The sequence below is a fragment of the Sphingomonas hominis genome (assembly GCF_013328205.1).
Lineage (GTDB): Bacteria > Pseudomonadota > Alphaproteobacteria > Sphingomonadales > Sphingomonadaceae > Sphingomonas > Sphingomonas hominis.
In genome coordinates this window covers 62,838-88,024 of record NZ_JABULH010000001.1, presented here as the reverse complement: position 1 = coordinate 88,024, position 25,187 = coordinate 62,838, and the positions used below count along the sequence as shown (strand labels likewise).

General features: G+C 67.5%; 33 protein-coding genes. 19 read left to right on the top strand and 14 right to left on the bottom strand.

Going from position 1 to position 25,187, the window contains the following annotated elements:
- The first annotated feature begins 6 nt into the window (after positions 1 to 6).
- The 4 genes from HRV97_RS00460 to HRV97_RS00445 all read left to right on the top strand — a co-directional run bounded on the left by HRV97_RS00460 (position 7) and on the right by HRV97_RS00445 (position 2,882).
- Positions 7 to 219: a type II toxin-antitoxin system VapB family antitoxin gene (locus HRV97_RS00460; protein WP_174191746.1), complete on the top strand. Its 213-nt coding sequence runs from the start codon at positions 7 to 9 to the stop codon at positions 217 to 219.
- Positions 216 to 632, top strand: coding sequence for a type II toxin-antitoxin system VapC family toxin (gene vapC, locus HRV97_RS00455; protein WP_174191745.1), 417 nt, complete (start codon positions 216 to 218; stop codon positions 630 to 632). The genes HRV97_RS00460 and vapC overlap by 4 nt, the downstream gene beginning before the upstream one ends.
- Positions 632 to 1,981, top strand: coding sequence for a glutathione-disulfide reductase (gene gorA, locus HRV97_RS00450; protein WP_174192553.1), 1,350 nt, complete (start codon positions 632 to 634; stop codon positions 1,979 to 1,981). Before vapC ends, gorA begins: the two co-directional genes overlap by 1 nt.
- Before the next feature lie 349 nt (positions 1,982 to 2,330).
- Positions 2,331 to 2,882, top strand: coding sequence for a fasciclin domain-containing protein (locus tag HRV97_RS00445; RefSeq protein ID WP_174191744.1), 552 nt, complete (start codon positions 2,331 to 2,333; stop codon positions 2,880 to 2,882).
- A gap of 50 nt (positions 2,883 to 2,932) precedes the next feature.
- On the opposite strand, the gene HRV97_RS00440 is transcribed toward HRV97_RS00445, so the two are convergent.
- From HRV97_RS00440 to HRV97_RS00430, 3 genes are read right to left on the bottom strand one after another with little or no spacing between them, the layout of a single operon-like run.
- The gene (locus tag HRV97_RS00440; protein WP_174191743.1) at positions 2,933 to 3,376 is read right to left on the bottom strand and encodes a hotdog fold thioesterase; all 444 of its coding nucleotides are present in this window, start codon (positions 3,374 to 3,376) and stop codon (positions 2,933 to 2,935) included.
- Positions 3,373 to 3,855, bottom strand: coding sequence for a vgr related protein (locus tag HRV97_RS00435; RefSeq protein WP_174191742.1), 483 nt, complete (start codon positions 3,853 to 3,855; stop codon positions 3,373 to 3,375). Before HRV97_RS00435 ends, HRV97_RS00440 begins: the two co-directional genes overlap by 4 nt.
- Positions 3,855 to 4,298, bottom strand: a complete 444-nt coding sequence (locus tag HRV97_RS00430) for a copper chaperone PCu(A)C (protein WP_174191741.1) — start codon at positions 4,296 to 4,298, stop codon at positions 3,855 to 3,857. The genes HRV97_RS00435 and HRV97_RS00430 overlap by 1 nt, the downstream gene beginning before the upstream one ends.
- 163 nt (positions 4,299 to 4,461) lie before the next feature.
- Between HRV97_RS00430 and dnaK the strand changes: the two genes are divergently transcribed.
- The 3 genes from dnaK to era all read left to right on the top strand — a co-directional run bounded on the left by dnaK (position 4,462) and on the right by era (position 8,520).
- On the top strand, positions 4,462 to 6,369 hold the full coding sequence (gene dnaK, locus HRV97_RS00425) for a molecular chaperone DnaK (RefSeq protein WP_174191740.1): 1,908 nt from the start codon (positions 4,462 to 4,464) through the stop codon (positions 6,367 to 6,369).
- Positions 6,370 to 6,481: 112 nt separating this feature from the next.
- Positions 6,482 to 7,603 carry a molecular chaperone DnaJ gene (gene dnaJ / locus HRV97_RS00420; RefSeq protein ID WP_174191739.1) on the top strand — a complete coding sequence of 374 codons (1,122 nt, stop codon included), beginning with the start codon at positions 6,482 to 6,484 and terminating at the stop codon, positions 7,601 to 7,603.
- Positions 7,600 to 8,520 (top strand): GTPase Era, encoded by a 921-nt coding sequence (gene era / locus HRV97_RS00415; protein ID WP_174191738.1) that lies wholly within the window; start codon positions 7,600 to 7,602, stop codon positions 8,518 to 8,520. The genes dnaJ and era overlap by 4 nt, the downstream gene beginning before the upstream one ends.
- A 104-nt stretch (positions 8,521 to 8,624) precedes the next feature.
- On the opposite strand, the gene HRV97_RS00410 is transcribed toward era, so the two are convergent.
- Positions 8,625 to 9,329 (bottom strand): NAD-dependent deacylase, encoded by a 705-nt coding sequence (locus HRV97_RS00410; protein WP_174191737.1) that lies wholly within the window; start codon positions 9,327 to 9,329, stop codon positions 8,625 to 8,627.
- A gap of 145 nt (positions 9,330 to 9,474) precedes the next feature.
- Here HRV97_RS00410 and HRV97_RS00405 point away from each other — a divergent pair, with 145 nt between their 5' ends.
- The 3 genes from HRV97_RS00405 (at position 9,475) to HRV97_RS00395 (ending at position 10,947) form a co-directional block, all read left to right on the top strand.
- On the top strand, positions 9,475 to 9,777 hold the full coding sequence (locus HRV97_RS00405; RefSeq protein WP_174191736.1) for a glycine zipper 2TM domain-containing protein: 303 nt from the start codon (positions 9,475 to 9,477) through the stop codon (positions 9,775 to 9,777).
- Positions 9,778 to 9,875: 98 nt separating this feature from the next.
- Positions 9,876 to 10,307 (top strand): OsmC family protein, encoded by a 432-nt coding sequence (locus HRV97_RS00400; RefSeq protein WP_174191735.1) that lies wholly within the window; start codon positions 9,876 to 9,878, stop codon positions 10,305 to 10,307.
- A 79-nt stretch (positions 10,308 to 10,386) separates the two neighbouring features.
- The gene (locus tag HRV97_RS00395) at positions 10,387 to 10,947 is read left to right on the top strand and encodes a glycine zipper 2TM domain-containing protein (protein ID WP_174191734.1); all 561 of its coding nucleotides are present in this window, start codon (positions 10,387 to 10,389) and stop codon (positions 10,945 to 10,947) included.
- Positions 10,948 to 11,000: 53 nt separating this feature from the next.
- Here HRV97_RS00395 and HRV97_RS00390 read toward each other — a convergent pair whose 3' ends face one another.
- A complete protein-coding gene (locus tag HRV97_RS00390; protein WP_174191733.1) occupies positions 11,001 to 11,222 on the bottom strand; it encodes a hypothetical protein in 222 nt (73 codons plus the stop codon).
- A gap of 116 nt (positions 11,223 to 11,338) precedes the next feature.
- Here HRV97_RS00390 and HRV97_RS00385 point away from each other — a divergent pair, with 116 nt between their 5' ends.
- The 4 genes from HRV97_RS00385 to HRV97_RS00370 all read left to right on the top strand — a co-directional run bounded on the left by HRV97_RS00385 (position 11,339) and on the right by HRV97_RS00370 (position 14,367).
- Positions 11,339 to 12,094 (top strand): hypothetical protein, encoded by a 756-nt coding sequence (locus HRV97_RS00385; protein WP_174191732.1) that lies wholly within the window; start codon positions 11,339 to 11,341, stop codon positions 12,092 to 12,094.
- Positions 12,095 to 12,280: 186 nt separating this feature from the next.
- A complete protein-coding gene (gene crcB / locus HRV97_RS00380) occupies positions 12,281 to 12,655 on the top strand; it encodes a fluoride efflux transporter CrcB (RefSeq protein WP_174191731.1) in 375 nt (124 codons plus the stop codon).
- A complete protein-coding gene (locus HRV97_RS00375; protein WP_174191730.1) occupies positions 12,652 to 13,752 on the top strand; it encodes an RluA family pseudouridine synthase in 1,101 nt (366 codons plus the stop codon). The genes crcB and HRV97_RS00375 overlap by 4 nt, the downstream gene beginning before the upstream one ends.
- 18 nt (positions 13,753 to 13,770) lie before the next feature.
- Positions 13,771 to 14,367 carry an FMN-binding negative transcriptional regulator gene (locus tag HRV97_RS00370; protein WP_174191729.1) on the top strand — a complete coding sequence of 199 codons (597 nt, stop codon included), beginning with the start codon at positions 13,771 to 13,773 and terminating at the stop codon, positions 14,365 to 14,367.
- A gap of 48 nt (positions 14,368 to 14,415) precedes the next feature.
- On the opposite strand, the gene HRV97_RS00365 is transcribed toward HRV97_RS00370, so the two are convergent.
- Positions 14,416 to 14,613, bottom strand: coding sequence for a hypothetical protein (locus HRV97_RS00365; protein ID WP_174191728.1), 198 nt, complete (start codon positions 14,611 to 14,613; stop codon positions 14,416 to 14,418).
- Between the two features lie 238 nt (positions 14,614 to 14,851).
- Between HRV97_RS00365 and HRV97_RS00360 the strand changes: the two genes are divergently transcribed.
- From HRV97_RS00360 to HRV97_RS00350, 3 genes are read left to right on the top strand one after another with little or no spacing between them, the layout of a single operon-like run.
- Positions 14,852 to 15,532: an HAD-IA family hydrolase gene (locus tag HRV97_RS00360; protein WP_174191727.1), complete on the top strand. Its 681-nt coding sequence runs from the start codon at positions 14,852 to 14,854 to the stop codon at positions 15,530 to 15,532.
- Entirely contained in the window at positions 15,529 to 15,735 is a 207-nt protein-coding gene (locus tag HRV97_RS00355; protein ID WP_174191726.1) for a hypothetical protein, read from the top strand. Before HRV97_RS00360 ends, HRV97_RS00355 begins: the two co-directional genes overlap by 4 nt.
- Complete coding sequence (locus tag HRV97_RS00350; protein ID WP_174191725.1) at positions 15,732 to 16,412, top strand: ATP12 family chaperone protein; 681 nt, start codon at positions 15,732 to 15,734, stop codon at positions 16,410 to 16,412. Before HRV97_RS00355 ends, HRV97_RS00350 begins: the two co-directional genes overlap by 4 nt.
- 36 nt (positions 16,413 to 16,448) lie before the next feature.
- Here the strand turns inward: HRV97_RS00350 and gmk are convergent, their stop codons facing one another.
- The 5 genes from gmk to HRV97_RS00325 all read right to left on the bottom strand — a co-directional run bounded on the left by gmk (position 16,449) and on the right by HRV97_RS00325 (position 20,970).
- Positions 16,449 to 17,105: a guanylate kinase gene (gmk, locus tag HRV97_RS00345; protein WP_174191724.1), complete on the bottom strand. Its 657-nt coding sequence runs from the start codon at positions 17,103 to 17,105 to the stop codon at positions 16,449 to 16,451.
- A 128-nt stretch (positions 17,106 to 17,233) separates the two neighbouring features.
- Positions 17,234 to 18,070, bottom strand: coding sequence for an S-formylglutathione hydrolase (gene fghA / locus HRV97_RS00340; RefSeq protein WP_343044433.1), 837 nt, complete (start codon positions 18,068 to 18,070; stop codon positions 17,234 to 17,236).
- 17 nt (positions 18,071 to 18,087) lie between these two features.
- Positions 18,088 to 18,492 carry a VOC family protein gene (locus HRV97_RS00335; RefSeq protein ID WP_174191723.1) on the bottom strand — a complete coding sequence of 135 codons (405 nt, stop codon included), beginning with the start codon at positions 18,490 to 18,492 and terminating at the stop codon, positions 18,088 to 18,090.
- 38 nt (positions 18,493 to 18,530) lie between these two features.
- The gene (locus tag HRV97_RS00330; protein WP_174191722.1) at positions 18,531 to 19,643 is read right to left on the bottom strand and encodes an S-(hydroxymethyl)glutathione dehydrogenase/class III alcohol dehydrogenase; all 1,113 of its coding nucleotides are present in this window, start codon (positions 19,641 to 19,643) and stop codon (positions 18,531 to 18,533) included.
- A 31-nt stretch (positions 19,644 to 19,674) separates the two neighbouring features.
- Positions 19,675 to 20,970, bottom strand: a complete 1,296-nt coding sequence (locus HRV97_RS00325) for a hemolysin family protein (RefSeq protein ID WP_174191721.1) — start codon at positions 20,968 to 20,970, stop codon at positions 19,675 to 19,677.
- A 184-nt stretch (positions 20,971 to 21,154) separates the two neighbouring features.
- Here HRV97_RS00325 and HRV97_RS00320 point away from each other — a divergent pair, with 184 nt between their 5' ends.
- Positions 21,155 to 21,838 carry a YiaD family glycine zipper/OmpA-like lipoprotein gene (locus HRV97_RS00320; protein WP_174191720.1) on the top strand — a complete coding sequence of 228 codons (684 nt, stop codon included), beginning with the start codon at positions 21,155 to 21,157 and terminating at the stop codon, positions 21,836 to 21,838.
- Positions 21,839 to 22,953: 1,115 nt separating this feature from the next.
- Here the strand turns inward: HRV97_RS00320 and HRV97_RS00315 are convergent.
- On the bottom strand, positions 22,954 to 23,382 hold the full coding sequence (locus tag HRV97_RS00315) for a nucleoside deaminase (protein ID WP_174191719.1): 429 nt from the start codon (positions 23,380 to 23,382) through the stop codon (positions 22,954 to 22,956).
- A 67-nt stretch (positions 23,383 to 23,449) separates the two neighbouring features.
- The gene (locus HRV97_RS00310; RefSeq protein ID WP_174191718.1) at positions 23,450 to 23,683 is read right to left on the bottom strand and encodes a hypothetical protein; all 234 of its coding nucleotides are present in this window, start codon (positions 23,681 to 23,683) and stop codon (positions 23,450 to 23,452) included.
- A 148-nt stretch (positions 23,684 to 23,831) separates the two neighbouring features.
- Between HRV97_RS00310 and rpmB the strand changes: the two genes are divergently transcribed.
- A complete protein-coding gene (rpmB, locus tag HRV97_RS00305; protein ID WP_174192551.1) occupies positions 23,832 to 24,131 on the top strand; it encodes a 50S ribosomal protein L28 in 300 nt (99 codons plus the stop codon).
- Positions 24,132 to 24,199: 68 nt separating this feature from the next.
- Here the strand turns inward: rpmB and HRV97_RS00300 are convergent, their stop codons facing one another.
- Positions 24,200 to 25,153: an esterase-like activity of phytase family protein gene (locus HRV97_RS00300; protein WP_174191717.1), complete on the bottom strand. Its 954-nt coding sequence runs from the start codon at positions 25,151 to 25,153 to the stop codon at positions 24,200 to 24,202.
- Positions 25,154 to 25,187 lie beyond the last annotated feature (34 nt).

Below are 25,187 nucleotides of genomic sequence, written 5' to 3'. Positions count from 1 at the left end.
ATACACATGCGCACCAACATCGAGATCGACGACGCGTTGATGGCCGAGGCGATGGAAGCGCTCGGCGTGACCACCAAGCGCGAGGCGGTGGACAAGGCGCTGCGGCGGATCGTTCGCACCACGCGCCAGTTGAAGGCGCTCGACGGACTGCGCGGCAGTGGCTGGGACGGTGACCTCGACGCGATGCGGACCGACAAGCCACTGCCTAGCCACGGATGATCCTGCCTGACTCGAGTGTGTGGATCGACCTGCTGGCCGGGCGCGATACGCCGCAGGCTAATCTTCTACGACGATTGCTCGATGACAATTTCGTGATTGCAGTCGGCGACCTGATCTTGACTGAGGTGCTGCAAGGGACGCGCAGCGAGCGGCATTATCAGGAAACCTTGGCAGTGCTGTCGGCCTTCGAGCAGGTCACGCTCGTCAATCGCGACATCGCCATCGAAGCCGCACGCAATTACCAGCACCTGCGCGGCCTCGGCATCACCATACGCAAGACGATTGATACGCTGATCGCCACGCGATGCATCCACGACGCGATCCCGCTGCTGTATAGCGACCGCGATTACGATCCCTTCGTCCAGTACCTCGGCCTCAGGTCGGCGATGGACCTCGACCTCGGAGTAGCATGATGGCCGAATACGATTACGACCTGTTCGTCATTGGCGCAGGGTCCGGCGGCACACGCGCGGCGCGCGTGGCGGCGGCGCACGGCGCGCGCGTCGCGGTGGCGGAGGAGTACCGCGTGGGTGGCACCTGCGTGATCCGCGGCTGCGTGCCCAAGAAGCTGCTTGTCTATGGCGCGCATTTCGCCGAGGATCTGAAGGACGCGCAGCGCTTCGGCTGGAAGGTGCCCGACGCGCCCGAGTTCGACTGGAAGTGCCTAACCACCAACGTCTTCGCCGAGGTCGACCGGATCAACCAGGCGTACACGACGACGATCGGCAATGCCGGCGGTGAGATCATCCACCAGCGCGCGACCGTGTCGGGGCCGAACGAGGTGACGCTCGCTGATGGGACGAAGAAGACTGCGAGCACGATCCTGATCGCGGTCGGCGCGCATCCGGTGGTGCCTGAGTGTCCGGGACACGAGCATGGTATCACCTCGAACGAGGCGTTCCACCTCGACGCGGTGCCGCGCCGCATCCTGATCGCGGGCGCCGGCTATATTGCCAACGAGTTCGCGGGCATCTTCCACCAGCTCGGCAGCCACGTCATCCTGATGAACCGCAGCAAGGAGATATTGCGCGGCTACGACCTGCAGATCCGCGATCGGCTGCTCCAGATCAGCATGATGAAGGGGCTGGAGTTCCGCTTCGACGCGACGTTCCAGGGGATCGAGCGCGGCGAGGACGGCTGCCTGACCGTCAGCATGTCGAACCACGAGCCCGTCACGGTCGACACGGTGATGTTCGCGACCGGGCGGCTGCCCAACACGCGCGGGCTCGGGCTGGAGAGCGCGGGCGTCGAGGTCGACGAGCTCGGCGCGATCAAGGTCGACGCCGACAATCGCTCGACCTGCCCGTCGATCTACGCGGTGGGTGACGTCACCAACCGCATTCAGCTGACCCCGATTGCGATCCGCGAGGGACAGGCGTTCGCCGACAATCTGTACGGCGGCAAGGCGACGCGGGTCGATTACGACTGCGTGCCTTCGGCGGTGTTCAGCCACCCGCCGATCGGCGCGGTGGGCATGACCGAGGCGGAGGCGCGGCAGAAGCTCGGCTCGGTACGCGTCTATTCCTCCGATTTTCGCCCGATGAAGAACGTGCTCGCCAACCGTGACGAGCGCGCGCTGTACAAGATGGTGTGCGACGGCGAGACCGACCGCGTCGTCGGTATCCACATGATCGGCCCCGACTGCCCCGAGATCATCCAGGCGGCGGCGGTGGCGGTGAAGGCCGGGTTGACTAAGGCGCAATTCGACGCCTGCGTCGCGCTCCACCCGACGATGGCGGAGGAGCTGGTGTTGTTGAAGTGACGGGCGGAGGCGGATTGCGCCAGCAATCCGCACACACGCCACGTCGGGCAGCGGGTGAGCGCAGCTCGTCCGTCTGACGGCGTGGCGGGCAGTAAGAGGGTATGGCTCGTCAGTCCGACTATGTGGCGCGGAGATGGCACACCGTACGGCACGGTCGTCCGGACTCGGCCCGGCATCAAGCGCCTCGCCATCGCTCACGTAAACGTCGCACCTCGCATCACACCCAGCATGACGCGGCCGCACAGCCTGTCACACGCCTCATCACCGCGAAGAAAACATCCTGATCTGCATCAATTTGGCCGTTTCGAGCGTATCTGTGCGGGCTCGATGGTCGAGCCGGAGATGGATCATGCTACGCAACAAGATGCTCGGCGCGATGGCCGCCGCCACCCTGATCGTCGGAGCGCCCGCGATCGCCAAAACCAACCCGCGCGTCGGCGGCGCGGCGATGCTGCCCACCAAGACGATCGTCGAGAATGCCTCGGCCGCGAACAACCTGACGACGCTGGTCACCGCGGTGAAGGCCGCCGACCTGGTCGACACGCTGAGCGGTCCGGGTCCGTTCACCGTGTTCGCGCCCACTAACGCCGCCTTCGCGAAGCTGCCCGCGGGTACGCTCGACACGCTGACCCGGCCGGAGAACAAGTCGCAGCTGTCGAACATCCTGACCTACCACGTCGTGTCGGGCCGCATGACCGCGAAGGACATTGCGGCGGCGATCAAGGCGGGCCGCGGCACCGCGACGCTGACCACGGTGCAGGGCGAGCCGCTGACCGCGAAGATGACCGGCGGTCGCCTGATGCTGACCGATGCCAAGGGTGGCACGTCGATGGTGTCGACCAAGGACGTGATGCAGTCGAACGGCGTCGTGCACGTCATCGACACGGTGTTGATGCCCTGAACCGGTATGCGGGTGGGGGCGGCATGCCTCCCCTGCCCGCCCATATTACATCACGCCGCCACTGCGCCGCGATCGCGCGCGATCACCGCGAGCGTGAAACGCGAGATGCACACCAGCTTGCCCGCCTCGTCCTCGATCCGGATCGACCACACCTGCGTCGTGCGGCCACGCGCCTCCGGCCGAGCGGTGGCGTAGACGAAACCGTCTCCCGCGGGTCGGACGTGGTTGGCGTTGATCTCCAAACCCACAGCGCCAAACTGCGCCGGATCGACCGTCATCGCACCCGCGATCGAGCCGAGCGTCTCCGCCAGCACCACCGACGCGCCGCCGTGCAGCCGACCGTACGGCTGCTTGGTGCGATCGTTCACCGGCATCCGCGCGCGGATCCAGTCGTCGCCGACCGCGACGAACTCGATGCCGAGAAAGCCCGGCATGCTATCGGCACCTAGTGCGGTCAGTTGAGCGAGGTCGGGAAGTCCGTTGTGCCAGATCATCGCGTCTTCTCCCCGGTGCCGAACGGCAGGATCGTTTCATATTGCACCAGCGGCGGCGCGCCCGCCACCCGCGCCCCGCGACGCAGCAGGAAGGCGTGGCGGACGATCTCCGCCTGCTGCTCTAACCCGTAGCGCGCGAGCGGCCAGCCGGGCCGGACGGTGTAATCATAGCGGCAGAACGGATGCCGCGCGAGCGGGAGGTAGACCCCGCGCTGGTGCTGCCAGACGTGGCACATCTCGTGGACGAACAACCCCTGCTCGCCGAGCGGGGCGTGCGCGAAATCTTCCCGCCACAACCCGCCTTTGGGATGGAAGTGGATCGTGCCCGCGGGCGCCATCACGGTGTCGCGCGATTGAAAGAAAATCCACTTGCGGTTCGACACGCGCACCTGCGCATAGTCGATCGTATCGCCGTAGACCGAGCGCGCGAGGTTGATTTCGCCCTCGCTTAACGCGCGCGCGGCGGGATCGCCGAACATTATTCCGGCCCGCTCGCCCCCGCGCTGACTACCTTCGCCTCCGCTGCCGCGGTCTGCCCGTCGGCGAAGCGGAAGGTCATCGTCGCGGTCTTGCCCGGTGTTAGCGCAGGGGGCACGTCGAACAGCATCGCGTGCCGCCCGCCCGGCGCGAACGGCAGCGCAGCACCTGCGGGCAGGTCGACTGCCGGCGTCGCGTCCATCGTCATCATGTCGCCCACGGTCATGCGCGACAGGTGCAACTCGACCCGCGGCACGCTCGCGACGCTCACGCCCACCAGCTTCGTGTCCGCGCGGCCGCCGTGGAGCGTGAAATAACCCGCCGCCGGGCGCCCCGGCACCGCGGCCAGCCGGATCCAGGCGTCGCTCGCCGCGGGTGCCTCGACCTTCGCGCAAGCCGCCGTCGCCGCCGCGACCGCCACAACCGCCCACCAGCCCTTGCTCAAGAAATTTCTCCCCGCGTGGAACAACGCAGCCGGCCTAGTCGGCAGGAAATCTTGCGGCAAGGAGTGCGCCACCTATATCGCGGCCAGACGTAAGGGTTGCGCTGCCGTAACGGGGCGTAACTCGCATGTTTTTTCATCGTTGTAGGGGCTAGGCAAAGCACTCATGGCAAAAGTTATCGGTATCGATCTGGGCACGACCAACTCGTGCGTGTCGGTGATGGAGGGCGGCAAGCCCAAGGTGATCGAGAACGCCGAGGGCGCGCGCACCACGCCGTCGATCGTCGCCTTCGCCAAGGACGGCGAGCGGCTGGTCGGCCAGCCGGCGAAGCGCCAGGCGGTCACCAACGGCGACAACACCATTTTCGCGGTGAAGCGCCTGATCGGTCGCCGGTTCGACGATCCCGTCACCAAGAAGGACACCGAGCTGGTTCCGTACAAGATCGTGCGCGGCCAGAACGGCGACGCGTGGGTCAATGCGGGCGGCAAGGATTACTCGCCCTCGCAGATCAGCGCCTTCACGCTGCAGAAGATGAAGGAAACCGCCGAGAGCTATCTCGGTGAGACGGTGACCCAGGCGGTCATCACCGTTCCCGCCTACTTCAACGACGCGCAGCGCCAGGCGACCAAGGACGCCGGCCAGATCGCGGGCCTCGAAGTGCTGCGCATCATCAACGAGCCGACCGCCGCGGCGCTCGCTTATGGTCTCGAGAAGCAGGACGGCAAGACGATCGCGGTCTATGACCTGGGCGGCGGTACGTTCGACGTCTCGATCCTCGAGATCGGCGACGGCGTGTTCGAAGTGAAGGCCACCAACGGCGACACATTCCTGGGTGGCGAGGATTTCGATAACAAGATCGTCGATTATCTGGCGCAAGGCTTCCAGAAGGATGAGGGCATCGACCTCACCAAGGACAAGCTCGCGCTCCAGCGTCTGAAGGAAGCCGCGGAGAAGGCGAAGATCGAGCTGAGCTCGGCCGCCTCGACCGAGGTCAACCTGCCCTTCATCACCGCGGACCAGAACGGCCCGAAGCACCTGGTCAAGACGATCACGCGCGCCGATCTGGAGCGTCTGGTCGAGGATTTGATCAAGCGCACTTTGGAGCCGTGCAAGAAGGCGCTGGCCGACGCGGGCGTCAAGGCGGACGACATCAGCGAAGTCGTGCTGGTCGGCGGCATGACCCGCATGCCGCGCGTGCGCGAAGTGGTGAAGAACTTCTTCGGCAAGGACCCGCACACCGGCGTCAACCCGGACGAGGTCGTCGCGATGGGCGCTGCGATCCAGGCGGGCGTGCTGCAGGGTGACGTGAAGGACGTGCTGCTGCTCGACGTGACGCCGCTGTCGCTCGGCATCGAGACGCTGGGCGGCGTGTTCACGCGGATGATCGACCGCAACACGACGATCCCGACCAAGAAGTCGCAGACCTACTCGACCGCGGACGACAACCAGCAGGCGGTGACGATCCGCGTGTTCCAGGGCGAGCGCGAGATGGCGGCGGACAACAAGCTGCTGGGTCAGTTCGACTTGGTCGGCATCCCGTCGGCGCCGCGCGGCGTGCCGCAGATCGAGGTCACGTTCGACATCGACGCCAACGGCATCGTCAACGTCAGTGCCAAGGATAAGGGCACCGGCAAGGAGCAGCAGATCCGCATCCAGGCATCGGGCGGCCTGTCCGACGCCGACATCGACCAGATGGTGCGCGATGCGGAAAGCTTCGCGGAAGAGGACAAGAAGCGCCGTGCCGCAGCCGAGGCGAAGAACAACGCCGAGAGCCTGATCCACACGACCGAGCGCCAGTTGGCCGACAATGGCGACAAGGTCGACGCGTCGCTGAAGGGCGAGATCGAGGCGGCGATCGCCGAGGCGAAGACCGCGGTCGAGGGTAACGACCCCGACCAGATGAACGAGAAGGCGCAGGCGCTCGCTCAGGTCGCGATGAAGCTCGGCCAGGCGATCTACGAGAAGCAGGCGCAGTCCGAGGCGAGCCCGGGTGGCGACGCCGACGCGGGCGGCGCCAAGAAGGACGGCGACGACGTGGTCGACGCCGAATTCTCGGAAGTCGACGACAAGTAACCCGCGTACCCCCTCTCCCCGCTGGGGAGAGGGCCGGGGTGAGGGGTCGGTGTCTCGCAGAGCGCCCCCCTCCCTCCTCCTCTCCAAAGCGAGAGGGCCATAAGAGGCCGGCATGAGCACCACGATCGATTATTACGAACTGCTCGAATGCGAGCGCACCGCGGACGCAGGCACGATCAAGTCGTCGTACCGCAAGCTCGCGATGAAGTACCATCCCGACAAGAATGCCGGCTGCAAGGATTCCGAGGCCAAGTTCAAGGCCGTCAGCGAAGCCTATGACTGCCTCAAGGATCCGCAGAAGCGCGCGGCCTATGATCGGTTCGGCCACGCCGCGTTCCAGAACGGCGGTGGCGGCGGTGGCGCGCAGGACTTCGGCGGCTTCTCCGACATCTTCGAGAGCGTGTTCGGCGAGTTCATGGGCGGTCGCCAGCAGGGTGGACGCGCGCAGCAGCGCCGCGGCGCGGACCTGCGCTACGACATGGAGATCACGCTGGAGGAAGCGTTCCATGGCAAGCAGAGCGACATCACCGTCGACATTTCGGTCGCGTGCGACACGTGCCACGGCTCGGGCGCGAAGCCCGGCACCCACGCGCACAGTTGCAAAACCTGCGCCGGCCACGGCAAGGTTCGCGCGCAGCAGGGCTTCTTCGTGGTCGAGCGCGCCTGCCCCGCCTGCCACGGCTCGGGCGAGGTGATCGACACGCCGTGCAGCGATTGCCGCGGCGAGGGTCGCGTCGAGCAGACCAAGACGTTGAGCGTCAACGTGCCGCCCGGCGTCGACGAGGGCACGCGCGTGCGCCTGACCGGTGAGGGCGAAGCGGGTGCGCGCGGCGCGCCGCCGGGCGACCTCTACATCTTCCTGCACGTCAAACGGCACAATCTGTTTGAGCGCGAGGGCACGACGCTGTTCGCGCGCGCGCCGATCAGCTTCACCACCGCGTCGCTCGGCGGCACGATGTCGATCCCCGGCCTCGACGGCCGCGCGCACGAGATCCGCATTCCGGCGGGCATCCAGTCGGGCAAGCAACTGCGCCAGCGCGGCGCCGGAATGCCGGTGCTCCAGGGCCGCGGCCACGGCGATCTGGTGATCCAGATCGACGTCGAGACCCCGACCAAGCTGTCCACCCGACAGCGCGAGTTGCTTGAACTGTTCCGCGAAACCGAGACGGGGGAGGAATGTCCGCAATCGCAGGGCTTCTTCTCGCGCCTGAAGAATGCCATCGCCGGGGAATGAACGACATTTCGGAAGTGAGCGCGGGCAAGCAGCGCTGCGGCCTCGTCGCGGTGGTCGGCGCACCCAATGCGGGCAAGTCGACGCTGGTCAACGCGCTCGTCGGGCAGAAGGTCGCGATCGTCAGCCCCAAGGCGCAGACGACGCGCACCAAGCTGATGGGCGTTGCGATCCGTGACGAGACGCAGTTGCTGCTGGTCGACACGCCCGGCATCTTCGAGCCCAAGCGCCGCTTCGACCGCGCGATGGTGGCTGCCGCCTGGGGCGGTGCCGAAGGCGCGGACGTGATCGCGCTGGTGGTCGACGCTAAGGGCGGGCTCGGCCCCAAGGTGACCGAGATCGCCGAAGCGCTGAAAGGGCGGAGCGAACCGATCTACCTCGTACTCAACAAGGTCGACCTCGCCGACAAGCCCAAGCTGCTGCTTCACGCCGAGCGGTTGAACGCGCTGCTGCCGTTCGCCGAAACCTTCTTCATCTCCGCGCAGACCGGCGACGGGGTGCCGGAGTTCAAGAACGCGCTCGCCGCGGCCATGCCCGCGGGGCCGTGGCACTATCCGGAAGATCAGGTATCGGACGCCAGCGAGCGCGCACTCGCCGCCGAGGTGACGCGCGAGCAGCTCTACCTCCAGCTTCACGCCGAACTGCCCTATGCCAGCGTGGTCGAGACCGAGAAGTTCGAGGAACGCGAAGACGGATCGGCCGAGATCCACCAGCAGATCCTGGTCGAGCGCGTGACGCAGCGCGCGATCGTGCTCGGCAAAGGCGGCGCGCGCATCCGCGAGATTGGCGCGCGCGCGCGGGCCGAACTGGCGGTGCTGCTCGACCGCCCGGTGCACCTCTACCTTCACGTCAAGGTCAAGCCCGACTGGGACGAGGACCGCAGCGTCTACCGCGACCTGGGTCTCGACTGGGTCGACTGACTTCAAATTCGCGTCCCCGTCATCCCGGCCTCGAGCCGGGATCCCGCTCCTTCTCCTAACGACGGCCGAACGCAGCAGAACGCCGGCGCGACCGGCGGCAAAGCTCAGCCGTACCCAAGCAACTCGTCGACCCAAGCCGGCACCAGCACCCCCGCCGGCCCCAGCCGCGTTTCCTCGAACCAGTCGCTACCCGCCGATCGCTCCAGATTGAGCTCCAGCGTGCGCGCGCCGTAATGCACCGCCAATTGCACGAACCCCGCCGCCGGATAGACCGCACCCGAGGTGCCGATCGAGACGAACAGGTCGGCCTGCGCGAGCGCGCGCTCGATCCGCCCCATCTCGTACGGCATCTCGCCGAAGAACACGATGTCGGGCCTGAGCGTCGCCGCGCCGCACGCCTCGCATGTCGTGCCCGGCGGTAGCGCGCCCGCCCACGCGCGCCGCTCGCCGCACGCGGTGCAGAGCGCCGACCGCAGCTCGCCGTGCATGTGGAGCATCCGGCGCGCCCCCGCACGCTCGTGCAGGTCGTCGACGTTCTGCGTCACGATCAGCAGCTCGCCATCCCAATCCGCGTCAAGCCGTGCCAGCGCGCGGTGCGCGGCATTGGGCTCGACCCGCGCCAGTGCGGCGCGCCGCTCGTCATAGAAGCGGTGCACCAGGGCGGCATCGCGCGCTAGCGCCTCGGGCGTGCACACGTCCTCGACCCGGTGCCCTTCCCACAATCCGCCGGGTCCGCGAAAGGTCGCGATCCCGCTCTCGGCCGAGATGCCTGCGCCGGTCAGCACCACGATGTTGCGTATGTCGGTCATCGCAACAGCCTAGCGCTATTGATCGCGATGTGAACGCCTTCGTGCGCCCTCGAATCATGAACGCGACGTTGTTTCAGGTTCATGCAACCCGTGCCATCTGCATCTCGTTTCTTGATCGCAATTCAATGAAACCGGGAGAATGTAGATGCGTAACTTCATGCTCGCGCTCGGCGCCACCACGATGGTCCTGCCGACGCTGATCGCCACCACGCACGATGCCGACGCGCGCAAGCGGTCGTACCGCGAGTGGCGCGGCAACGACGGCCGCCTGCGCTGCCGCAAGCCGAACGGCACCACCGGCCTCGTCGTCGGCGGCGTCGCGGGCGCGCTGGTCGGTCGCACGATCGACACGCGCGGGGACCGCACGCTTGGCACGCTGCTCGGCGGCGCGGGCGGCGCGCTGGCTGGTCGCGAGATCGAGCGCAGCGGGGATCGCCGCTGCCGCTGATCGGTCGGTTGATCCGATAAGCGTGCAACCGAATGCGACGGGTGCGGTTCTCTCAGGCGGACCGCACCCGTTTTCTTTATCTGGATCAAGGAATCATCATGACCATTCGCTCAGCATCGGCGCGCTACGACGGCCTCGGCAAGTCGGGTAAGGGCCATGTCTCAACGCAGTCGGGCGTGTTGTCCGACAATGCGTACGGCTTCAACACCCGGTTCGAGAACGAGCCCGGCACCAATCCCGAGGAGTTGATCGCCGCCGCGCACGCGAGCTGCTTCACCATGGCGCTGAGCTTCGCCCTGGCGCAGGCCGGGCACGAGGACGGCGTGCTCGAGACGACCGCCAAGGTGTCGCTCGACAAGGACGGCGACGGGTTCAAGATCACCAAGTCGGCGCTCGACCTGACTGCGACCGTATCGGGCATCGACGCCGACGAGTTTGCGAAAATCGCCGAAGAGGCAAAGGCGAACTGCCCCGTGTCGAAGTTGTTGAATGCGGAAGTGTCGCTGACCCACACGCTGAAGACTGGGTGAACGCGCTGTAGTTTTCCGTTCACGCAACCCAAGCAGTGCGTGGCGGTTCTCATGGTCGTAACAAGGATGGAGTTGTTCGATGCGTATCGTTCTTGCCGCGGCCATCGCCGCCACCACGCTCGGGTCGGTACCCGCGCTCGCGCAGTCGCCCTACCAGGCCGGGCGCGAGTATAACCGCGACGTGCGTGACGCGCGCCGTGAATATCGCGAGGACCTGCGCGATGCCGACAGCCGCCGCGACGTGCGCAACGCCCGGCGCGAATATCGCGACAACGTGCGCGATGCGCGCCGTGACTATCGCGGCGACGTGCGCGACTGGCGGCAGAACAACCGCTACGACTATAACCGCTTCGAGCCGGGGCAGCGCGGCTATTACGCCGATCGCTACTACCGCGACGGGCGCTATTATCAGACGCGCTCGCTCGGTCGCAACGACCGCATCTATCGCGGAAGCGACAACCGTTATTACTGCCGCCGCAACGATGGCACCACGGGCTTGGTCGTCGGCGGCTTGGCCGGCGGCGCGCTGGGCAACGTGATCGCGGGCGGTGGTTCGCGCTTGCTCGGCACGCTGATCGGTGCGGGCGGTGGCGCGCTGCTCGGTCAGTCGGTCGATCGCGGCAACGTGCGCTGCCGCTGATCGCCCAAGCGGACACAAGAAGGGCTCGGCATCATGCCGGGCCCTTTCGCGTATCAGATCACGCCGCCGCCGAGCATCAGCCGCAACGAAAAGATCACGATCAGGACCAGATTGAGGTTGCGGCCTGCGTTGGACGACGACAGCGCACCGAACGCCGCGCCGACGATCGCGATCGGGATCACGAACCAGTAACCCCAGGCGAAGAACGGCAGGAACGGCACGATGCCGAACACCAATGCGACGAGGCCGATCAGGATCGAGAGGATGTTGAACATGACATCGATGTGGTCGGTGAGCAGGTGTCTTGCAAGAGTGACACACATTTTGTCACACGCTTCCTTAACTGCCCGCACGGCATGATGCGCGCCTCGTTCGTGACCCGGTGGATGTGATGACGCGGCTTCTGTTTTCCTCGCTGATCGCACTCGCACTCGCCGGTTGCGGCGACGCTTCGCCGGACGACACGATACCTGCGACCGCCACGCCGGTCGTCAGCACCGCGGCCTCCTCACCCGCCGCCGATCCGGCGCTCACCGCCGCGCTGCGCGACCAGATCATGGTCGACCCCGCGTTGGTGCAACAGGCCAATGCCGATGTGGTCCGCCCACCCACGCAACCGCAGAGCGGTGCCGTGCCGCCGAGCGACATCGCCGCGGCGGCCCACGCGCAGCCCGCCGCGCTCTCCGCTACGTCGGGTGAGACGCTGCGCAGCGCCCCTGCCGCGACCGGCAATTGTCGCCAATGCGCGATCGCGCGCCAGGCGCTCACCCTCGGCGCGCTCGCCGCGGCGCAGGGTGGTCGCGCGGGTCAATGCGCCGCCAACGTCGACTATTCCGCGGGTTGGGCCAACCGCCTGCCGCGCGGGGTGCCGCTCTACCCCGACGCACGCGTTGCCGAGGCGGCGGGAGCGGACGGCGCGGGTTGCGCACTCCGCGTCGTCAGCTTCGCCAGCGCAGCGCCGATGCAGCGCCTGCTCGACTATTATTACACCAAGGCGTCGGACGCGGGCTACACCGCGGAACACCATGCTGCGGGCACCGAGCACGTGCTGGCGGGCAATCGACGCGGCGGCGGCACCTTCATGGCAACGATGCGGGCGCGAGCCGATGGCGGCACCGACGTCGACCTGATGGCGGACGGCGGCTGATCGGCCTGCGTCCGCCAGACTAATCAATAGCGACCCTAACTCGTCACCCCGGACTTGATCCAGGGCCCCGCTTCTTTCCGTCCCGCGAGAAGAAGCGGGATCCCGGGTCAAACCCGTAATGACGGGACGAGTGCAGCTCACCCGCCACGCATTCCTTTCGCGGGCATTTCGCGATAGGGCGCGGTGATGAATGCGCTTTTCCTCGTCATGGCAGGCGGCGCGCTCGGCTCGGCCGGGCGTTACCTGACCGGACGTTCCATGCTTTCGCTGCTCGGCCCCGACTGGCCGTGGGGCACGATGACCGTCAATCTGCTCGGCGGATTGCTGATGGGGTTGCTAACCGGCGTGCTGGCGCGCGTCGCCGCGCCGGAGGGCTGGCGATTGTTCGTCGCGGTCGGCGTGCTCGGCGGCTTCACGACCTTTTCCTCCTTCTCGCTCGACACGGTGTCGATGATCGAGCGCGGCGCGCTGTTGCCCGCATTCGGTTACGTCGCGGTGTCGGTAATCGGCTCGATCGCGGCATTGTTCGCCGGCCTCTCAATCGTGCGGGTGGCGGCATGAACAAGGTCGTCGAGAACGTCCGCCAGTTCGTCATCGCGCCCGACGACGACGGCATCCGCGTCGACCGCTGGTTCAAGCGGCATCTGGACGCGACCAGCTTCACCACGGTCGCCAAATGGGCGCGCACCGGGCAATTGCGGCTCGACGGCGCGCGCGTCGGACCGGGCGACCGCGTCCAGGCCGGGCAGACGCTGCGCATCCCGCCGGTAGAGGCGGTGCGCACCACCGCGCGTCCGCAGCGCGAGCGCACGCCGCTCACCCCCGACGAGCAGGCGTTCGCACAGGAAATGGTGATCCACCGCGACGCGCAGGCGCTGGTGCTCAACAAGCCGCCGGGCCTCGCAACACAGGGCGGCACCAAGACCACCGCGCATGTCGACGGCCTGCTCGACGCGTTGCAGGACGACGCCGACGGCCGGCCCAAGCTGGTCCACCGGCTCGACAAGGATACGTCGGGCGCGCTGCTGGTCGCCCGCACCTCGCGCGCGGCGGCCTTCTTCGCCAAGACCTTCTCCGGCCGCACCGCCAAGAAGGTCTATTGGGCGCTGGTCGTCGGCGTTCCCTCGATCGACGACGGCATGATCGAGCTGCCGATCGCCAAGCAGCCCGGCACCGGCGGCGAGAAGATGCACGTCGACGAGGCGGAGGGTCAGGCCGCGCGCAGCCGCTACCGCGTGATCGAGCGCGCGGGCAACCGCACCTGCTGGGTCGAGCTGCAACCCCTGACCGGGCGCACGCACCAGTTGCGCGTCCACATGGCGGCGATCGGCCACCCGATCGTCGGCGACGGCAAGTACGGCGGCCCAGCCGCCTTCCTGACCGGCGGGATCAGCCGCAAGATGCACCTCCACGCGCGCCGCATCCGCGTCGACCATCCCGATGGCGGCGAGATCGACGTGACCGCGGAGCTGCCGCAGCATTTCGCCGAGAGCCTGGCGAGCCTGGGGTTCGAGGAGATGCTCGGCAATTCGATGCCGATCAACGATTTCGTGCCACCCACGCGCGAGGAGCAGAAGGCGAAGGCGCGCGCGCATGCCAAGGGGGTTCGCAAGGCACGACGCGGCGAGCGGCGCGGACGCGGCTCACGCGACGACTGACGCGGCGAGCGCCCGTCGGTGCATCCCGATCCTGCCTTTCGCCTCGATGACGCGGCGTGCCGCGCGGTGGCGCGGGACGCAGCGTTCGCGCACATCTTCGTCCACGGCACGAACGGCGCAGGGGTGATCCACGCGCCGTGTACGCTCGATGACGCGGGCGACCTGCGCTTCCACTGCTCGGCGCGCAACCGCGTCGCGTCGCTGCCGGCGGGTGCGCGCGCGATCGCCTCGTTCAGTCCGGTCAACGGCTACATCAGCCCCGACTGGTACGACACCGCCGAACAGGTGCCGACGTGGAACTACGTCGCGGTCGAGGCGGAGGGCCGGCTCGAACGATTGTCGCGCAACGCGCTGATCGCACAGATCGACGCGCTCGGCGACGAGCACGAGGCGCGGCTCGCGCCCAAGCCGGCGTGGACGCGCGACAAGGTGCCCGCCGCTGCCTACGAGCGGATGCTCGCGGCGATCGAGGGTTACGTCATCCGCGTCGAGGCGTGGCGCGGCACCGCCAAATTGTCGCAGAACAAACCCGCCGTCGACCGCGCCGGCGTGGCGGAAGCGCTGAACGCTTCAGGCCGCGATGACCTCGCAGCGGCGGTGCGCGCCGAGCTCTGACCTATCTCTTCCCGTCGCCCCGGACTTCTGACCTGTCGCCCGCCACCCTCAGACCGCGCCGCCCAGATACGTCCACCCGGCATAGCCGAACAGCACCAGCGACGCGCCGCCGGTAAGCCCCACCAGCAGGTAACCGATCGCGCTCAGCATCATCGGATTGGGGCGACACAGCCGCGCGTTGCGCGACACGCCCGACATGACGAAGGTCATCAGCAAGCCGTAGGTGAAGGCAACCGCACCAAACATCCGAACTCATCCGCTATTCCGCCGCCCGACGCGGCCAAGCGTGGTAAACCATATCCATGTTAACGCAGCCATCCCGCCTCACTTGCTTGGTCGCGCGGCCGGCACGCTTCGCCGATCGCAGCGGATCGTTGGCGTCCCAGCGCTGTTGTGGACGCCCCACACGGGGTCGGCTCGCTGGACCGGTTCGCGCAGTCCACTAGCGTGGCCAGCACGCATCGTTGCTGCTAGGGCGCGGCGCATGCCCACCCCGCCCGTCCGCCTCGCGATCTTCGACTGCGACGGCACCCTCGTCGACAGCCACGCCAACATCTGCCGCGCGATGGAGGCGGCCTTCGCCGGGGTCCGCGTCGATCCGCCGTCACGCGCGGCGATCCGCGGCATCGTCGGCCTGAGCCTGGTTGAGGCGGTGGCCGCACTCGCGCCCCACGCCGAGCCCGCGTTCCACACAGCGGTTGCCGCCGACTACAAGGCCGCGTTTCAGCGGATGCGTGCCGAGGGTGCGCTGGAGGCGGAGCCGCTCTACGACGGGCTGGTCGATGCGCTCGATGTGCTGGCCGACGATGGCTGGATGTTCGGCGTGGCGACGGGCAAGTCCGATCGCGGGCTGGCGCACGTGCTCGCGCATCACGGCCTTGCCCACCGCTTCGTCACGCTCCAGACCGCCGACCGCCACCCGTCCAAGCCGCACCCGTCGATGATCCACGCCGCGCTGGAACAGGCGGATGCCGATCCCCATCTGGCGGTCATGATCGGCGACACGAGCTACGACATGGCGATGGCGCGCGCGGCGGGCGTCCGCGCGGTGGGCGTCACCTGGGGCTATCACGACGCGGCGCTGTTGCACGATGCCGGCGCGCACGCGGTGATCCACCGCTACGGCGATCTTCCCGCGGCAATGGTATGGGAGGCGGCGGCGTGAGCGATCCCGCACTACCACGCTGGGCCGCGCTGTCGGCGGTGCGCGTCATCGGCAGTTTCGGCGCGGTGCTCGGCGTCGTCCTGGTCGGCCGTGCGGAGACGACCGCGCCCAAGCTGCTCGGCATCGCGATCGTGATCTCGGCGCTGTGGATGCTGGCCGCGGTGCCGCGCGCGCTCGCCGCGCGCTGGCGGAGCCCGCGATGAAGCGCTTCTGGAGCGATGTCGCGATCGACGGCGAGCGCGTCGTCAGGCTCGACGACCGCCCGGTGCGCACCCCCGGTCGCGTGCCGCTCGCGCTGCCGACGCCCGCACTCGCGGAGGCGGTCGCCGAGGAGTGGCGCGCGGTTGCCGAGACGATCGATCCACGCGCGATGCCGCTGACCGGCCTCGCCAACGCCGCGATCGATCGCGTCGCCCCCGACCCTGCCGCCTTCGCGCACGGGCTCGCCGCTTACGCCGACAGCGACCTGCTCTACTACCGCGCCGATCAACCGCCCGAACTCGCCGCGCGCCAGGCGGCGCTGTGGGACCCGCTGCTCGACTGGGCACGGAAACGCTACGACGTGCATTTCGAGCCGGTCGCCGGCATCGTCCACCACCCGCAACCCACCGCCACCCTGCAGCGCTTGTCCGACGCGGTCGCCGCGCAGCCTGCCTTCGCGCTCGCGCCGATGTCGCCGTTGGTGACGATCACCGGTACCTTGGTCGGCGCGCTCGCGCTCGCGGAGGGTGCGGTCGACGCCGACACCCTGTGGAACGCCGCGCATGTCGACGAGGATTGGCAGGCCGAGCAATGGGGCGAGGACAGCCTGGCGACGCAGACCCGCGCCTATCACCGCCGCGACTTCGACGCCGCAGTGCGCTTCCTGTCGTTGCTGTAGATCGTCGTCCCGGACCGGTCCGGAGTGACCGGCCCCTCAGGCCGGCGTGCGAAGCTTCCGGATGAAGCCGATCAACCCGGTCTGACGCGATCGCTTCAACCGCTCCGCCGCCAGGATCGTGCGGACGTGCGCGTAGCATTGCTCGACGTCGTCGTTCACCAGCACGTAATCGTAACCGTCCCAGTGGCTGACCTCGTTCGACGCGCGCGCCATGCGGCGGTCGATCACCTCGATTGCATCGGTGTTGCGGTTGAGCAGCCGCTTGTGCAGCTCTTCCATCGACGGCGGCAGGATGAACACGCGCACCACGTCGCCGCCCGCGATCTGGTGCAATTGCTGCGCGCCCTGCCAATCGATGTCGAACAGCACGTCCTTGCCCGCGGCCAGCATTTCCTCGACCGGCGCGCGCGGTGTGCCGTAACGCTGGTCGAACACGTGCGCCCATTCGAGGAACTCGTGCGCGCTCACCATCTCGCGGAAACGATCGAGCGAGACGAAGTGATAGTCGCGCCCATCCTCTTCACCCGGCCGGATCGCGCGCGTCGTCGCCGACACCGACAGCGACAATTCGGGCTCGCTCGCCAGCAATTTGCGCGCGATCGTCGACTTGCCCGCGCCCGACGGCGAGGACAGCACGAACAGCACGCCGCGGCGCTTGAAATTGTGGGTGTCGGGGTGGGGGGTGCCGTCCATGCGCGCCTCTGGCCCGCGCGCCGCCGTTACGTCAAGTCACGCAGGCACACCGACGCATGGTTCGGCCACCACCGTTGCCGCGCGAACACGGCCGCGATCCTCGTCGGCGCCTCAGCCGATGCCGACCGCTACCCCAGCCGTGCCGCGTGCCAGGCGACATGATCGGCCATGAAGGTCGACACGAACAGATAGCTGTGATCGTACCCTTGCTGCATCCTGAGCTCGAGCGCGATGCCTGCGTCGGCGCACGCGCGCGCCAGCAGTTCGGGGCGCAATTGCTCGACCAGGAAATTGTCCGCCTCACCCTGATCGACCAGCAACTCGCGCACCCGCGCGCCGTCCTCAATCAGCGCCACCGCGTCGTGCCGCCGCTTCGCCGCAACATCGTCGCCCAGGTAGCGGTCGAGCGCCCTGCCCCACGGCACCTGTGTCGGCGCGACGATCGGTGCGAAGGCGGAGACCGAGCGGAAGCGATCGGGATGGGTCAGCCCGACCGTCAGCGCGCCGTGCCCGCCCATCGAGTGACCGGTGATCCCCTGCCGCGCCATGTCGACCGGAAACGCCGACGCAACAAGCGCGGGCAGCTCCTCGGTCACGTAGCTCCACATGCGGTAGTTGGCGGACCACGGCGCCTCGGTCGCATCAACGTAGAAGCCCGCGCTCTGCGCGAAATCCCACCTGTCCTCGTCGGGCACGCCGTCCCCGCGCGGGCTGGTGTCGGGCGCGACGAAGATCACGCGGTGCTCGGCGCAGGCAGCGCGAAACTCGCCCTTGTCGGTGACGTTAGCGTGGGTGCAGGTCAGCCCCGACAGATACCAGAGCACCGGCAGCCGCTCGCCGGCCGCGTGCTCGGGCACGAAGACCGAGAAGGTCATGTCCGTGCCCGTCGCGGCGGAGGCGTGGCGGTACACGCCCTGCACCCCGCCGTGCGACTTGGCGGTCGAGACCGTCTCCAGCCCCGCCACGGCTGCCGCGCCCTCGCTCACGCCGCGGCGGGCGTCTGGGCCGCCGGCATCCGGTGCAGCGCGCACAGCTTGTTGCCGTCGGGATCGCGCAAATAGGCGAGGTACAGGCTCATGCCACTGCCGCTGCGCACGCCCGGCGCGTCCTCGATCGCGGTGCCGCCCGCCTCGACACCCGCCTTGTGCCACGCATCGGCCTGTTCGGGACCGTTGACCGCGAAGCCGATCGTGCTGCCGTTGCCGTGCGTCGCCGCCTCGCCGTCGATCGGCTTGGTCACCAGGAACAGGCTGCCGTTGTGGCTGTAGATCAGCCGGCCCTTCGGGTCCTGGAACCCGGGCTTGCCGCCGATCGACGCGAACAGGTGATCGTAGAACTTCTTGGCGCGATCCAGGTCGTTCGACCCGACCATCATGTGGCTGAACATCGTCACTCTCCCTTATATAACCGCTCGGATCGGCGGCGTTAGTAGATCACCACGCTGCGGATCGATTCGCCCGCGTGCATCAGGTCGAAGCCCTTGTTGATCTCGTCCAGCGTCAGCCGGTGCGTGATCATCGGGTCGATCTCGATCAACCCGTTCATGTACCAGTCGACGATCTTCGGCGTGTCTGTGCGCCCGCGCGCGCCGCCGAACGCGGTGCCACGCCAGTTGCGTCCGGTGACGAGCTGGAACGGGCGCGTGCTGATCTCCTTGCCCGCTTCCGCCACGCCGATGATGATCGACGTGCCCCAGCCGCGGTGGCACGCCTCCAGCGCGGTGCGCATCACCTCGGTGTTGCCGGTCGCGTCAAAGGTGTAGTCCGCGCCGCCATCGGTCAGCTCCAGGAGCTTGGCGATCGTATCCTCGCGCGACAGGCCGCGGGAATTGAGGAAGTGCGTCATGCCGAACCGGCGACCCCATTCCTCGCGGTCGGGGTTGATGTCGACGCCGATGATCCGCGACGCACCCGCCAGTTTCGCACCCTGGATGACGTTCAGCCCGATTCCGCCCAGCCCGAACACGACGATATTCTCGCCCGGCTGCACCTTGGCGGTGTTGACCACCGCGCCGACGCCCGTGGTCACCCCGCACCCGACGTAGCAGCTGGTGTCGAACGGCGCGTCGGGGCGGATCTTGGCAACCGCGATCTCGGGCAGCACGGTGAAGTTCGAGAAGGTCGAGCAGCCCATGTAATGGAAGATCGGCTGCCCCTTGTAGCTGAACCGCGTCGTCCCGTCGGGCATCAAGCCTTTCCCTTGCGTCGCACGGATCGCGGTGCACAGGTTGGTCTTGCCCGATAGGCACGACTTACACTGGCGGCATTCGGGCGTGTAGAGCGGGATCACGTGGTCGCCGACCGCGACGCTAGTCACCCCCGCGCCAACCTCGCGCACGATGCCGGCACCCTCATGCCCCAGCACGCTCGGGAACAGCCCCTCGCTGTCCAGCCCGTCGAGCGTGTAAGCGTCGGTGTGGCAGATGCCCGTCGCCATGATCTCGACCAGCACCTCGCCGGCCTTCGGCCCTTCGAGGTCGAGCTCGACGATCTCCAGCGGCTTCTTCGCCTCGAACGCGACGGCTGCACGGGTTTTCATGGGCATTCCTTCAATCTCGGGCAGCGCAGCCTCAGGCCTCGCTTACCAGCAATTTGTCGATGCGCCGGCCATCGAGGTCGACGACCTCGAAGCGCCAGCCCTGTTCCTCGAAATGCTCGCCCTCGCCCGGCAGCTTGCGGAATGCAGCGAGCGCGAGGCCTGCGACCGTGGCATAATCGCGGTCGTCGGGCAGCTCGATCCCCAACCGCTCGGCCAGTGCATCCGCCGCCATCGTGCCCGCGACCAGCAGCGATCCGTCGTCGCGCTCGACCACATTGGGTGCCTCGTCCGGGTCGGCATCCGACGCGAACTCGCCCGCGATCGCCGCCAGCAGGTCGGTCGGCGTCACGATCCCCTCGAAGTGACCGTATTCGTCATGGATCAGCGCCATCGGTACGTCGGCCCGGCGCAGCGCGTCGAGCGCGTCCATCGCGTCGATCTGATCCACCACCACCGGCGCCTTGCGCACCAGCGTCGCCAGGTCGAGCGTCTCACCGCGGAACAGCGCCGCCGCGACGTCGCGCGCCTGCACCACGCCGATCACCGCGTCGATCGAGCCTTCACCCACCGGCAACCGGCTGTGCGACGATTCGAGCAATCGCGCGCGGATCGCCGCATCGTCCAGCTTGGCGTCGATCCAGTCGACCTCGGTGCGCGGCGTCATCACCTCGCGCACCGGCCGGTCGGCGAGCCGCACCACGCCCGAGATGATCGAGCGTTCATGCTCCTCGATCACGCCCGACTTGCTCGCCTCGGCGACCATCATGTGCAGCTCCTCGGCCGTCACCTGATCCTCGTTCTCGCGGTTCAGCCGCAACAGCTTGAAGATCAGCGCGCTGCTCTGGTCGAGCACCCAGCCGAGCGGCTTGGTCGCGACCGCGATATAGGTCATCGGCAGCGCGACGACGCTTGCGATCGCCTCGGGCGCGCGCAGTGCGAATTGCTTGGGCACCAATTCGCCGATGATCAGCGACGCATAGGTGGTCAGCCCGATCACCAGCGCGAAGCCGACCGTCTCGGCGGTGTGATGCGACAGGCCCAGCAGCTCCAGCCGCGCCGCGGTCGGCGTGCCCAGGCTCGCGCCCGAATAGGCACCCGCCAGGATGCCGATCAGCGTGATGCCGATCTGCACCGTGGACAGGAACTTGCCGGGATCGGACGCCAGCTTGATCGCCGCCGCCGCGCCGCGCCGGCCGCTGCGCGCCATCGCTTCCAGCCGCGCCTTGCGCGCGGACACGATCGCGAGCTCGCTCATCGCGAAGACGCCATTCAGCGCGACCAGCGCGAGAATGATCAGGACGTCGAACCAGGGGAACGGCGGTAACATGGCTGCGGCACCATTGGGGGCAAACGGCGTCGCGAACAATCCGCTTTCTCTTGGCCGCGCGATCGACGGCCCGCGCCTGCCCGTTTCGTCAGCCGGCGTTCAGCCCGGCGGTATCAGTGCACAACCGGAACAATCACCGGCATCGTCCCGTTTCGGGCGAATGGTTTGTGTGAAAGGGAGAAGAATGAAGCTGCCGTCCAAGTTCCTCGCCGCCGCGGCGACGCTGTCGCTCGTCACCACCGCCGCCTGCACCACCGATCCGGAAACCGGCGAGCGCCGCATCAGCAAGACCGCGATCGGCGGCATCGGCGGCGCGCTCGGCGGTTACCTGCTCGGCGACCTGGTCGGCGGACGTCGCGACCGGACCGAGAAAATCTTGGGCGCAGGTATCGGCGGCATCGCGGGCGCCGGCATCGGCGCGTACATGGACAAGCAGGAGCGCGAGATGCGCGCGCGCACCGCGGGCACCGACGTCGAGGTCGTGCGCCAGGGCGACGACCTGCTGCTCAACATCCCCTCGGGCATCAACTTCGCGTACAATTCGGCCAACGTGCAGCCGCAGTTCCGCTCGACGCTCGACAAGGTCGCCTCGGTGCTCGCCGACTATCCGCAGACCTATATCGACGTCTACGGCCACACCGATTCGACCGGCAGCGACGCCTACAACCAGGATTTGTCGGAGCGCCGCGCGGTGTCCGTCGCCGATTACCTGTCGGGCCACGGCGTTCAGGCCGCGCGCATCGCCACCAAGGGCTACGGCGAGACGCAGCCGATCGAGTCGAACGAAACCGAGCAAGGCCGCGCCGCCAACCGCCGCGTCGAGATCAAGGTCGTCCCCATCTCGCAGAACGACCTGCCCCCGCGCTGACGCAGCGCTGTCCTACAGCGGCCATCAGGCATAACGGAGCGGCATGGCACCAGCCACGCCGCTCCTTCTCATTTGCGAGCCTGCATCACGTCCGCTGGCCTGCACCGTTCGTTGCGCGCACGTCGCGGCTCCTGCGACCATTCACCCCGCACACCCGCCGCCAACCTGCAACACTCCATCGCACCCCGAGGGAGAGTGCGACATTGCGCGGAACAGAGCCTCCCGCATCAGCGCACATCAGAATGGTCATCACCGACTTCGCCTAACTGTCATCCCGGACTTGATCCGGGATCCCGCTGCCTTCTCCTACCTCGCTCAAAAAGCGGGACCCCGGATCAAGTCCGGGGCGACGAAGATGATCGCGAGGCGCTCCACCGTGAGTTTGCAATCATCAGCCCGGTCGCAAATCGCTCCGCCCCCACCAACACGACGCAGGCGGTAAGGCAATCAACCCCAATGCACGGCGCTCTGCCAACACACGCAACCGCGCTCGTTGGTGTGACCTTAGCGTGACCTTCCGCATCTCGGACCGACCGCAGATTGCTTAGCCGCGAGACGCCGGACACCCAAAACGTGAAGACCAACCGCCATCACGCGCCGCTCCGCCACTGCGCGCCAAGGGCAACCTCACAGCAGTTCCAACCAACCCCACTCGCCGTCATTCCGGACTTGATCCGGGATTCCGCTGCCTTCTCCTACTTTGCCCACGACGTGTGACCCGGGATCAAGTCCGAGGCAACGAAAGGATGCGCACCAAAGGAGCCGGAAAAATGCACCAGCGTGACCTTTCGCATCTCGGCCAACGTGAATGCTCCTACCCGCCGAGCGCGAAGCCGAAGCCGGGACGACCAACCCGCATGACGTGCCGCTCGACAACCCTGAACCGCCTGTTCGTTGGTGTGACCTTCGCGTGACCTTCCGCTCTCGGACGCCTGCTCGCCCGGCTTGAAGGCTAACGCAACTGCCGAACTGCCCCGCTCTCCACCCTCGTCATTGGTGTGACCTTCGTGTGATCTTCCGCTCGGCGCCAGCGGCCCGCTCGAGATATCAAGCAACCACCACCAGACAGCGCCAGATTACCGGCTGAACGACTCGCATTGTGGCGCCGCCTTCTGTCACCGCCGCGCGGCGAAGAAGTCGCGCAGCAGCGCCGACGCCTCGCGCTCGCCGATGCCGCCGAACACCTCCGGCCGGTGATGGCACGTCGGCTGCCCGAAGAAACGCACACCGTGCTCGACCGCGCCACCCTTGGCGTCGGCTGCGCCGTAGAACAGCCGCGCAAGCCGCGCATGCGCGATCGCACCCGCGCACATCGCGCACGGCTCCAGCGTCACCCACAAGTCGCAATTACCCAGCCGATCGGCCTGCAATACCTGCGCCGCCGCGCGGATCGCCAGTATCTCGGCATGCGCCGTCGGATCGCGCAGCGCGCGCGGCGCATTCGCTGCCACTGCGATCACCGCGCCGGCGCGCACCACCACCGCGCCGACCGGCACCTCGCCCGCCAGCGCCGCATCGCGTGCGGCGTCCAACGCGATGCGCATCGGTTGAGGCAGCGGAAACATCCGCGCGGCCTAGCCGCAATCGCTAGGTGCGCAAATGGCGCAGCGACTACTGCGCGGCGGGCTCACCCGGCTTCTGCACGCGCACCTGCGGCACCGCGACTGTCTTATTCTCGGTGCCGACCGAGATGTCGGCGACATCGGCGTTGAACTTCGGCGCCTGCCCGCCTTCCAGCCGCGGCAGTTGCGCGGTCTGCGTTTGATCGAAGCGGAGGAAACCGGTCAGCAATGCGGCCAGCACCAGCAGCGCCACGATGCCCAGCATCACCAGAAAAGCGCGCATCACTACATTCTCCCCATTTCGGCTGCGCAACCAACGCCGCAGGCGGCGGCTTGTTGCAGCGACCAAGCGAGGCTGGCGACTTGACGTGCTCGCCGTTCACCACTATCGGCACCGGCTTTCCGGGCAACCGTATTTCAGGATCACAACCATGTCGCGCATCTGCGAGCTGACCGGCAAGGGCCGGCAGGTGGGTAACAACGTTTCCCACGCCAACAACAAGACCAAGCGCACGTTCCTGCCCAACCTGCAGAACGTCACCCTCTTGTCCGATTCGCTCGACCGCTCGGTGCGGCTGCGCGTGTCGACCAACGGCTTGCGCTCGGTTGAGCACAACGGCGGGCTCGACAACTGGCTGGTCAAGACCAACGACGAGAAGCTGTCGCTGAAGGCACGTCGCCTCAAGCGCGAAGTCGTCAAGAAGCGCGCTGCGGAACCTGCCGCCGCCTGACGCTCGACACGTTTGCGCGTTGAACGGCCTGCCATTCTCTGAGGTGGCGGGCCGCTTCGCGTTGGGTGTCAGTTCAACCGGAACTTGACCAGCAGCGTCGGGCGGTACCAGGCGAGATCGTTGTCGGTCACGATCCAGACCATCGTCGCGCCTTTCTCCTGCGTGACCGCCAGCCCCTCGCAATTCTCGCCGACCAGCGGCGGTCCCCACGCGGCAATCACCGTTCCGCCCACCGTGGCATCCGCGCGCAAGCTGCTTGCCGGCACACGAACCAATGCGGCGTAGAAACGGAACTTACTGAAACGGCGATTGAGCACCAGCAGGTCGCCGTTCGGCAACACTGCCGCGTCGCTCGGGCTGAATCCGCGCGGCGGTTGGTAGCGGAAGCGCGCGACCTTCGTGGCACTCGCGGTCGGATCGCCGCTGAAGATCAATGCCTGACGCGCCGACCCGGCGCGCGCCTGCTCCGCGATTACGACGAAGCGGCCGTCGTTCAATCTTGCCAGCGACTCGGCACCGCCGTTCATCGGCCAGCGTCGCATCGCCGCCGGCGCAACGTGCCCCTCGGCGCGTCGCAGATCCGCCGAATAGCGCCAGATCGCATTGGCGCGCTCATACCCGACCCAGGCATGCCCGCTGCGCGGATCGACCGCCAGCGACTCGGTATCGCGGCTCTCCTTCGCCCACCCCGTACCCGGCCCCTGCGGCAGCGATCCAGCGGCAAGCGTGGTCAGCCGGTTGCCGCGAATGGCGAGGCGCACGTAATTGCCGCCGTCGCTCAACAACGTCGCCGCTCCGCCACGTACCGATAAGGCGGAAAAGCCGCCGAACGCGGGATCGGCGGCACGCAACCGCATCGCACCGATCGGGGTCAGCGCACCGATGCGCCGCGGCCAGCCGCCTTTCGGCACGTAGGCGGCGGCGTGGACGGTCGTATCGGGTGACAAGAGCGGCAGGCGATCGATCCCGGTCCAGTCGGGTACGAGGACAAGGATCAGCAGGATCGACAAGGGCCATTTCACCCAGCCGTCTTAGAGGTGTGTCGGGCGCGTCGAT

Bases quoted from the DNA above. Each gene is read 5' to 3' on its own strand.
- HRV97_RS00445 (WP_174191744.1), top strand. From the start codon at position 2,331: ATGCTACGCAACAAGATGCTCGGCGCGATGGCCGCCGCCACCCTGATC.
- HRV97_RS00315 (WP_174191719.1), bottom strand. From the start codon at position 23,382: ATGCGCATCGCGTTGGACGCCGCACGCGATGCGGCGCTGGCGGGCGAG.
- crcB (WP_174191731.1), top strand. From the start codon at position 12,281: ATGAATGCGCTTTTCCTCGTCATGGCAGGCGGCGCGCTCGGCTCGGCC.
- gmk (WP_174191724.1), bottom strand. From the start codon at position 17,105: ATGGACGGCACCCCCCACCCCGACACCCACAATTTCAAGCGCCGCGGC.
- HRV97_RS00460 (WP_174191746.1), top strand. From the start codon at position 7: ATGCGCACCAACATCGAGATCGACGACGCGTTGATGGCCGAGGCGATG.
- era (WP_174191738.1), top strand. From the start codon at position 7,600: ATGAACGACATTTCGGAAGTGAGCGCGGGCAAGCAGCGCTGCGGCCTC.
- HRV97_RS00375 (WP_174191730.1), top strand. From the start codon at position 12,652: ATGAACAAGGTCGTCGAGAACGTCCGCCAGTTCGTCATCGCGCCCGAC.
- HRV97_RS00440 (WP_174191743.1), bottom strand. From the start codon at position 3,376: ATGATCTGGCACAACGGACTTCCCGACCTCGCTCAACTGACCGCACTA.
- HRV97_RS00310 (WP_174191718.1), bottom strand. From the start codon at position 23,683: ATGCGCGCTTTTCTGGTGATGCTGGGCATCGTGGCGCTGCTGGTGCTG.
- dnaJ (WP_174191739.1), top strand. From the start codon at position 6,482: ATGAGCACCACGATCGATTATTACGAACTGCTCGAATGCGAGCGCACC.
- rpmB (WP_174192551.1), top strand. From the start codon at position 23,832: ATGTCGCGCATCTGCGAGCTGACCGGCAAGGGCCGGCAGGTGGGTAAC.
- HRV97_RS00325 (WP_174191721.1), bottom strand. From the start codon at position 20,970: ATGTTACCGCCGTTCCCCTGGTTCGACGTCCTGATCATTCTCGCGCTG.
- HRV97_RS00350 (WP_174191725.1), top strand. From the start codon at position 15,732: ATGAAGCGCTTCTGGAGCGATGTCGCGATCGACGGCGAGCGCGTCGTC.
- HRV97_RS00390 (WP_174191733.1), bottom strand. From the start codon at position 11,222: ATGTTCAACATCCTCTCGATCCTGATCGGCCTCGTCGCATTGGTGTTC.
- HRV97_RS00395 (WP_174191734.1), top strand. From the start codon at position 10,387: ATGCGTATCGTTCTTGCCGCGGCCATCGCCGCCACCACGCTCGGGTCG.
- HRV97_RS00405 (WP_174191736.1), top strand. From the start codon at position 9,475: ATGCGTAACTTCATGCTCGCGCTCGGCGCCACCACGATGGTCCTGCCG.
- HRV97_RS00410 (WP_174191737.1), bottom strand. From the start codon at position 9,329: ATGACCGACATACGCAACATCGTGGTGCTGACCGGCGCAGGCATCTCG.
- HRV97_RS00435 (WP_174191742.1), bottom strand. From the start codon at position 3,855: ATGTTCGGCGATCCCGCCGCGCGCGCGTTAAGCGAGGGCGAAATCAAC.
- HRV97_RS00385 (WP_174191732.1), top strand. From the start codon at position 11,339: ATGACGCGGCTTCTGTTTTCCTCGCTGATCGCACTCGCACTCGCCGGT.
- HRV97_RS00320 (WP_174191720.1), top strand. From the start codon at position 21,155: ATGAAGCTGCCGTCCAAGTTCCTCGCCGCCGCGGCGACGCTGTCGCTC.
- gorA (WP_174192553.1), top strand. From the start codon at position 632: ATGGCCGAATACGATTACGACCTGTTCGTCATTGGCGCAGGGTCCGGC.
- vapC (WP_174191745.1), top strand. From the start codon at position 216: ATGATCCTGCCTGACTCGAGTGTGTGGATCGACCTGCTGGCCGGGCGC.
- HRV97_RS00365 (WP_174191728.1), bottom strand. From the start codon at position 14,613: ATGTTTGGTGCGGTTGCCTTCACCTACGGCTTGCTGATGACCTTCGTC.
- HRV97_RS00330 (WP_174191722.1), bottom strand. From the start codon at position 19,643: ATGAAAACCCGTGCAGCCGTCGCGTTCGAGGCGAAGAAGCCGCTGGAG.
- HRV97_RS00335 (WP_174191723.1), bottom strand. From the start codon at position 18,492: ATGTTCAGCCACATGATGGTCGGGTCGAACGACCTGGATCGCGCCAAG.
- dnaK (WP_174191740.1), top strand. From the start codon at position 4,462: ATGGCAAAAGTTATCGGTATCGATCTGGGCACGACCAACTCGTGCGTG.
- HRV97_RS00360 (WP_174191727.1), top strand. From the start codon at position 14,852: ATGCCCACCCCGCCCGTCCGCCTCGCGATCTTCGACTGCGACGGCACC.
- HRV97_RS00400 (WP_174191735.1), top strand. From the start codon at position 9,876: ATGACCATTCGCTCAGCATCGGCGCGCTACGACGGCCTCGGCAAGTCG.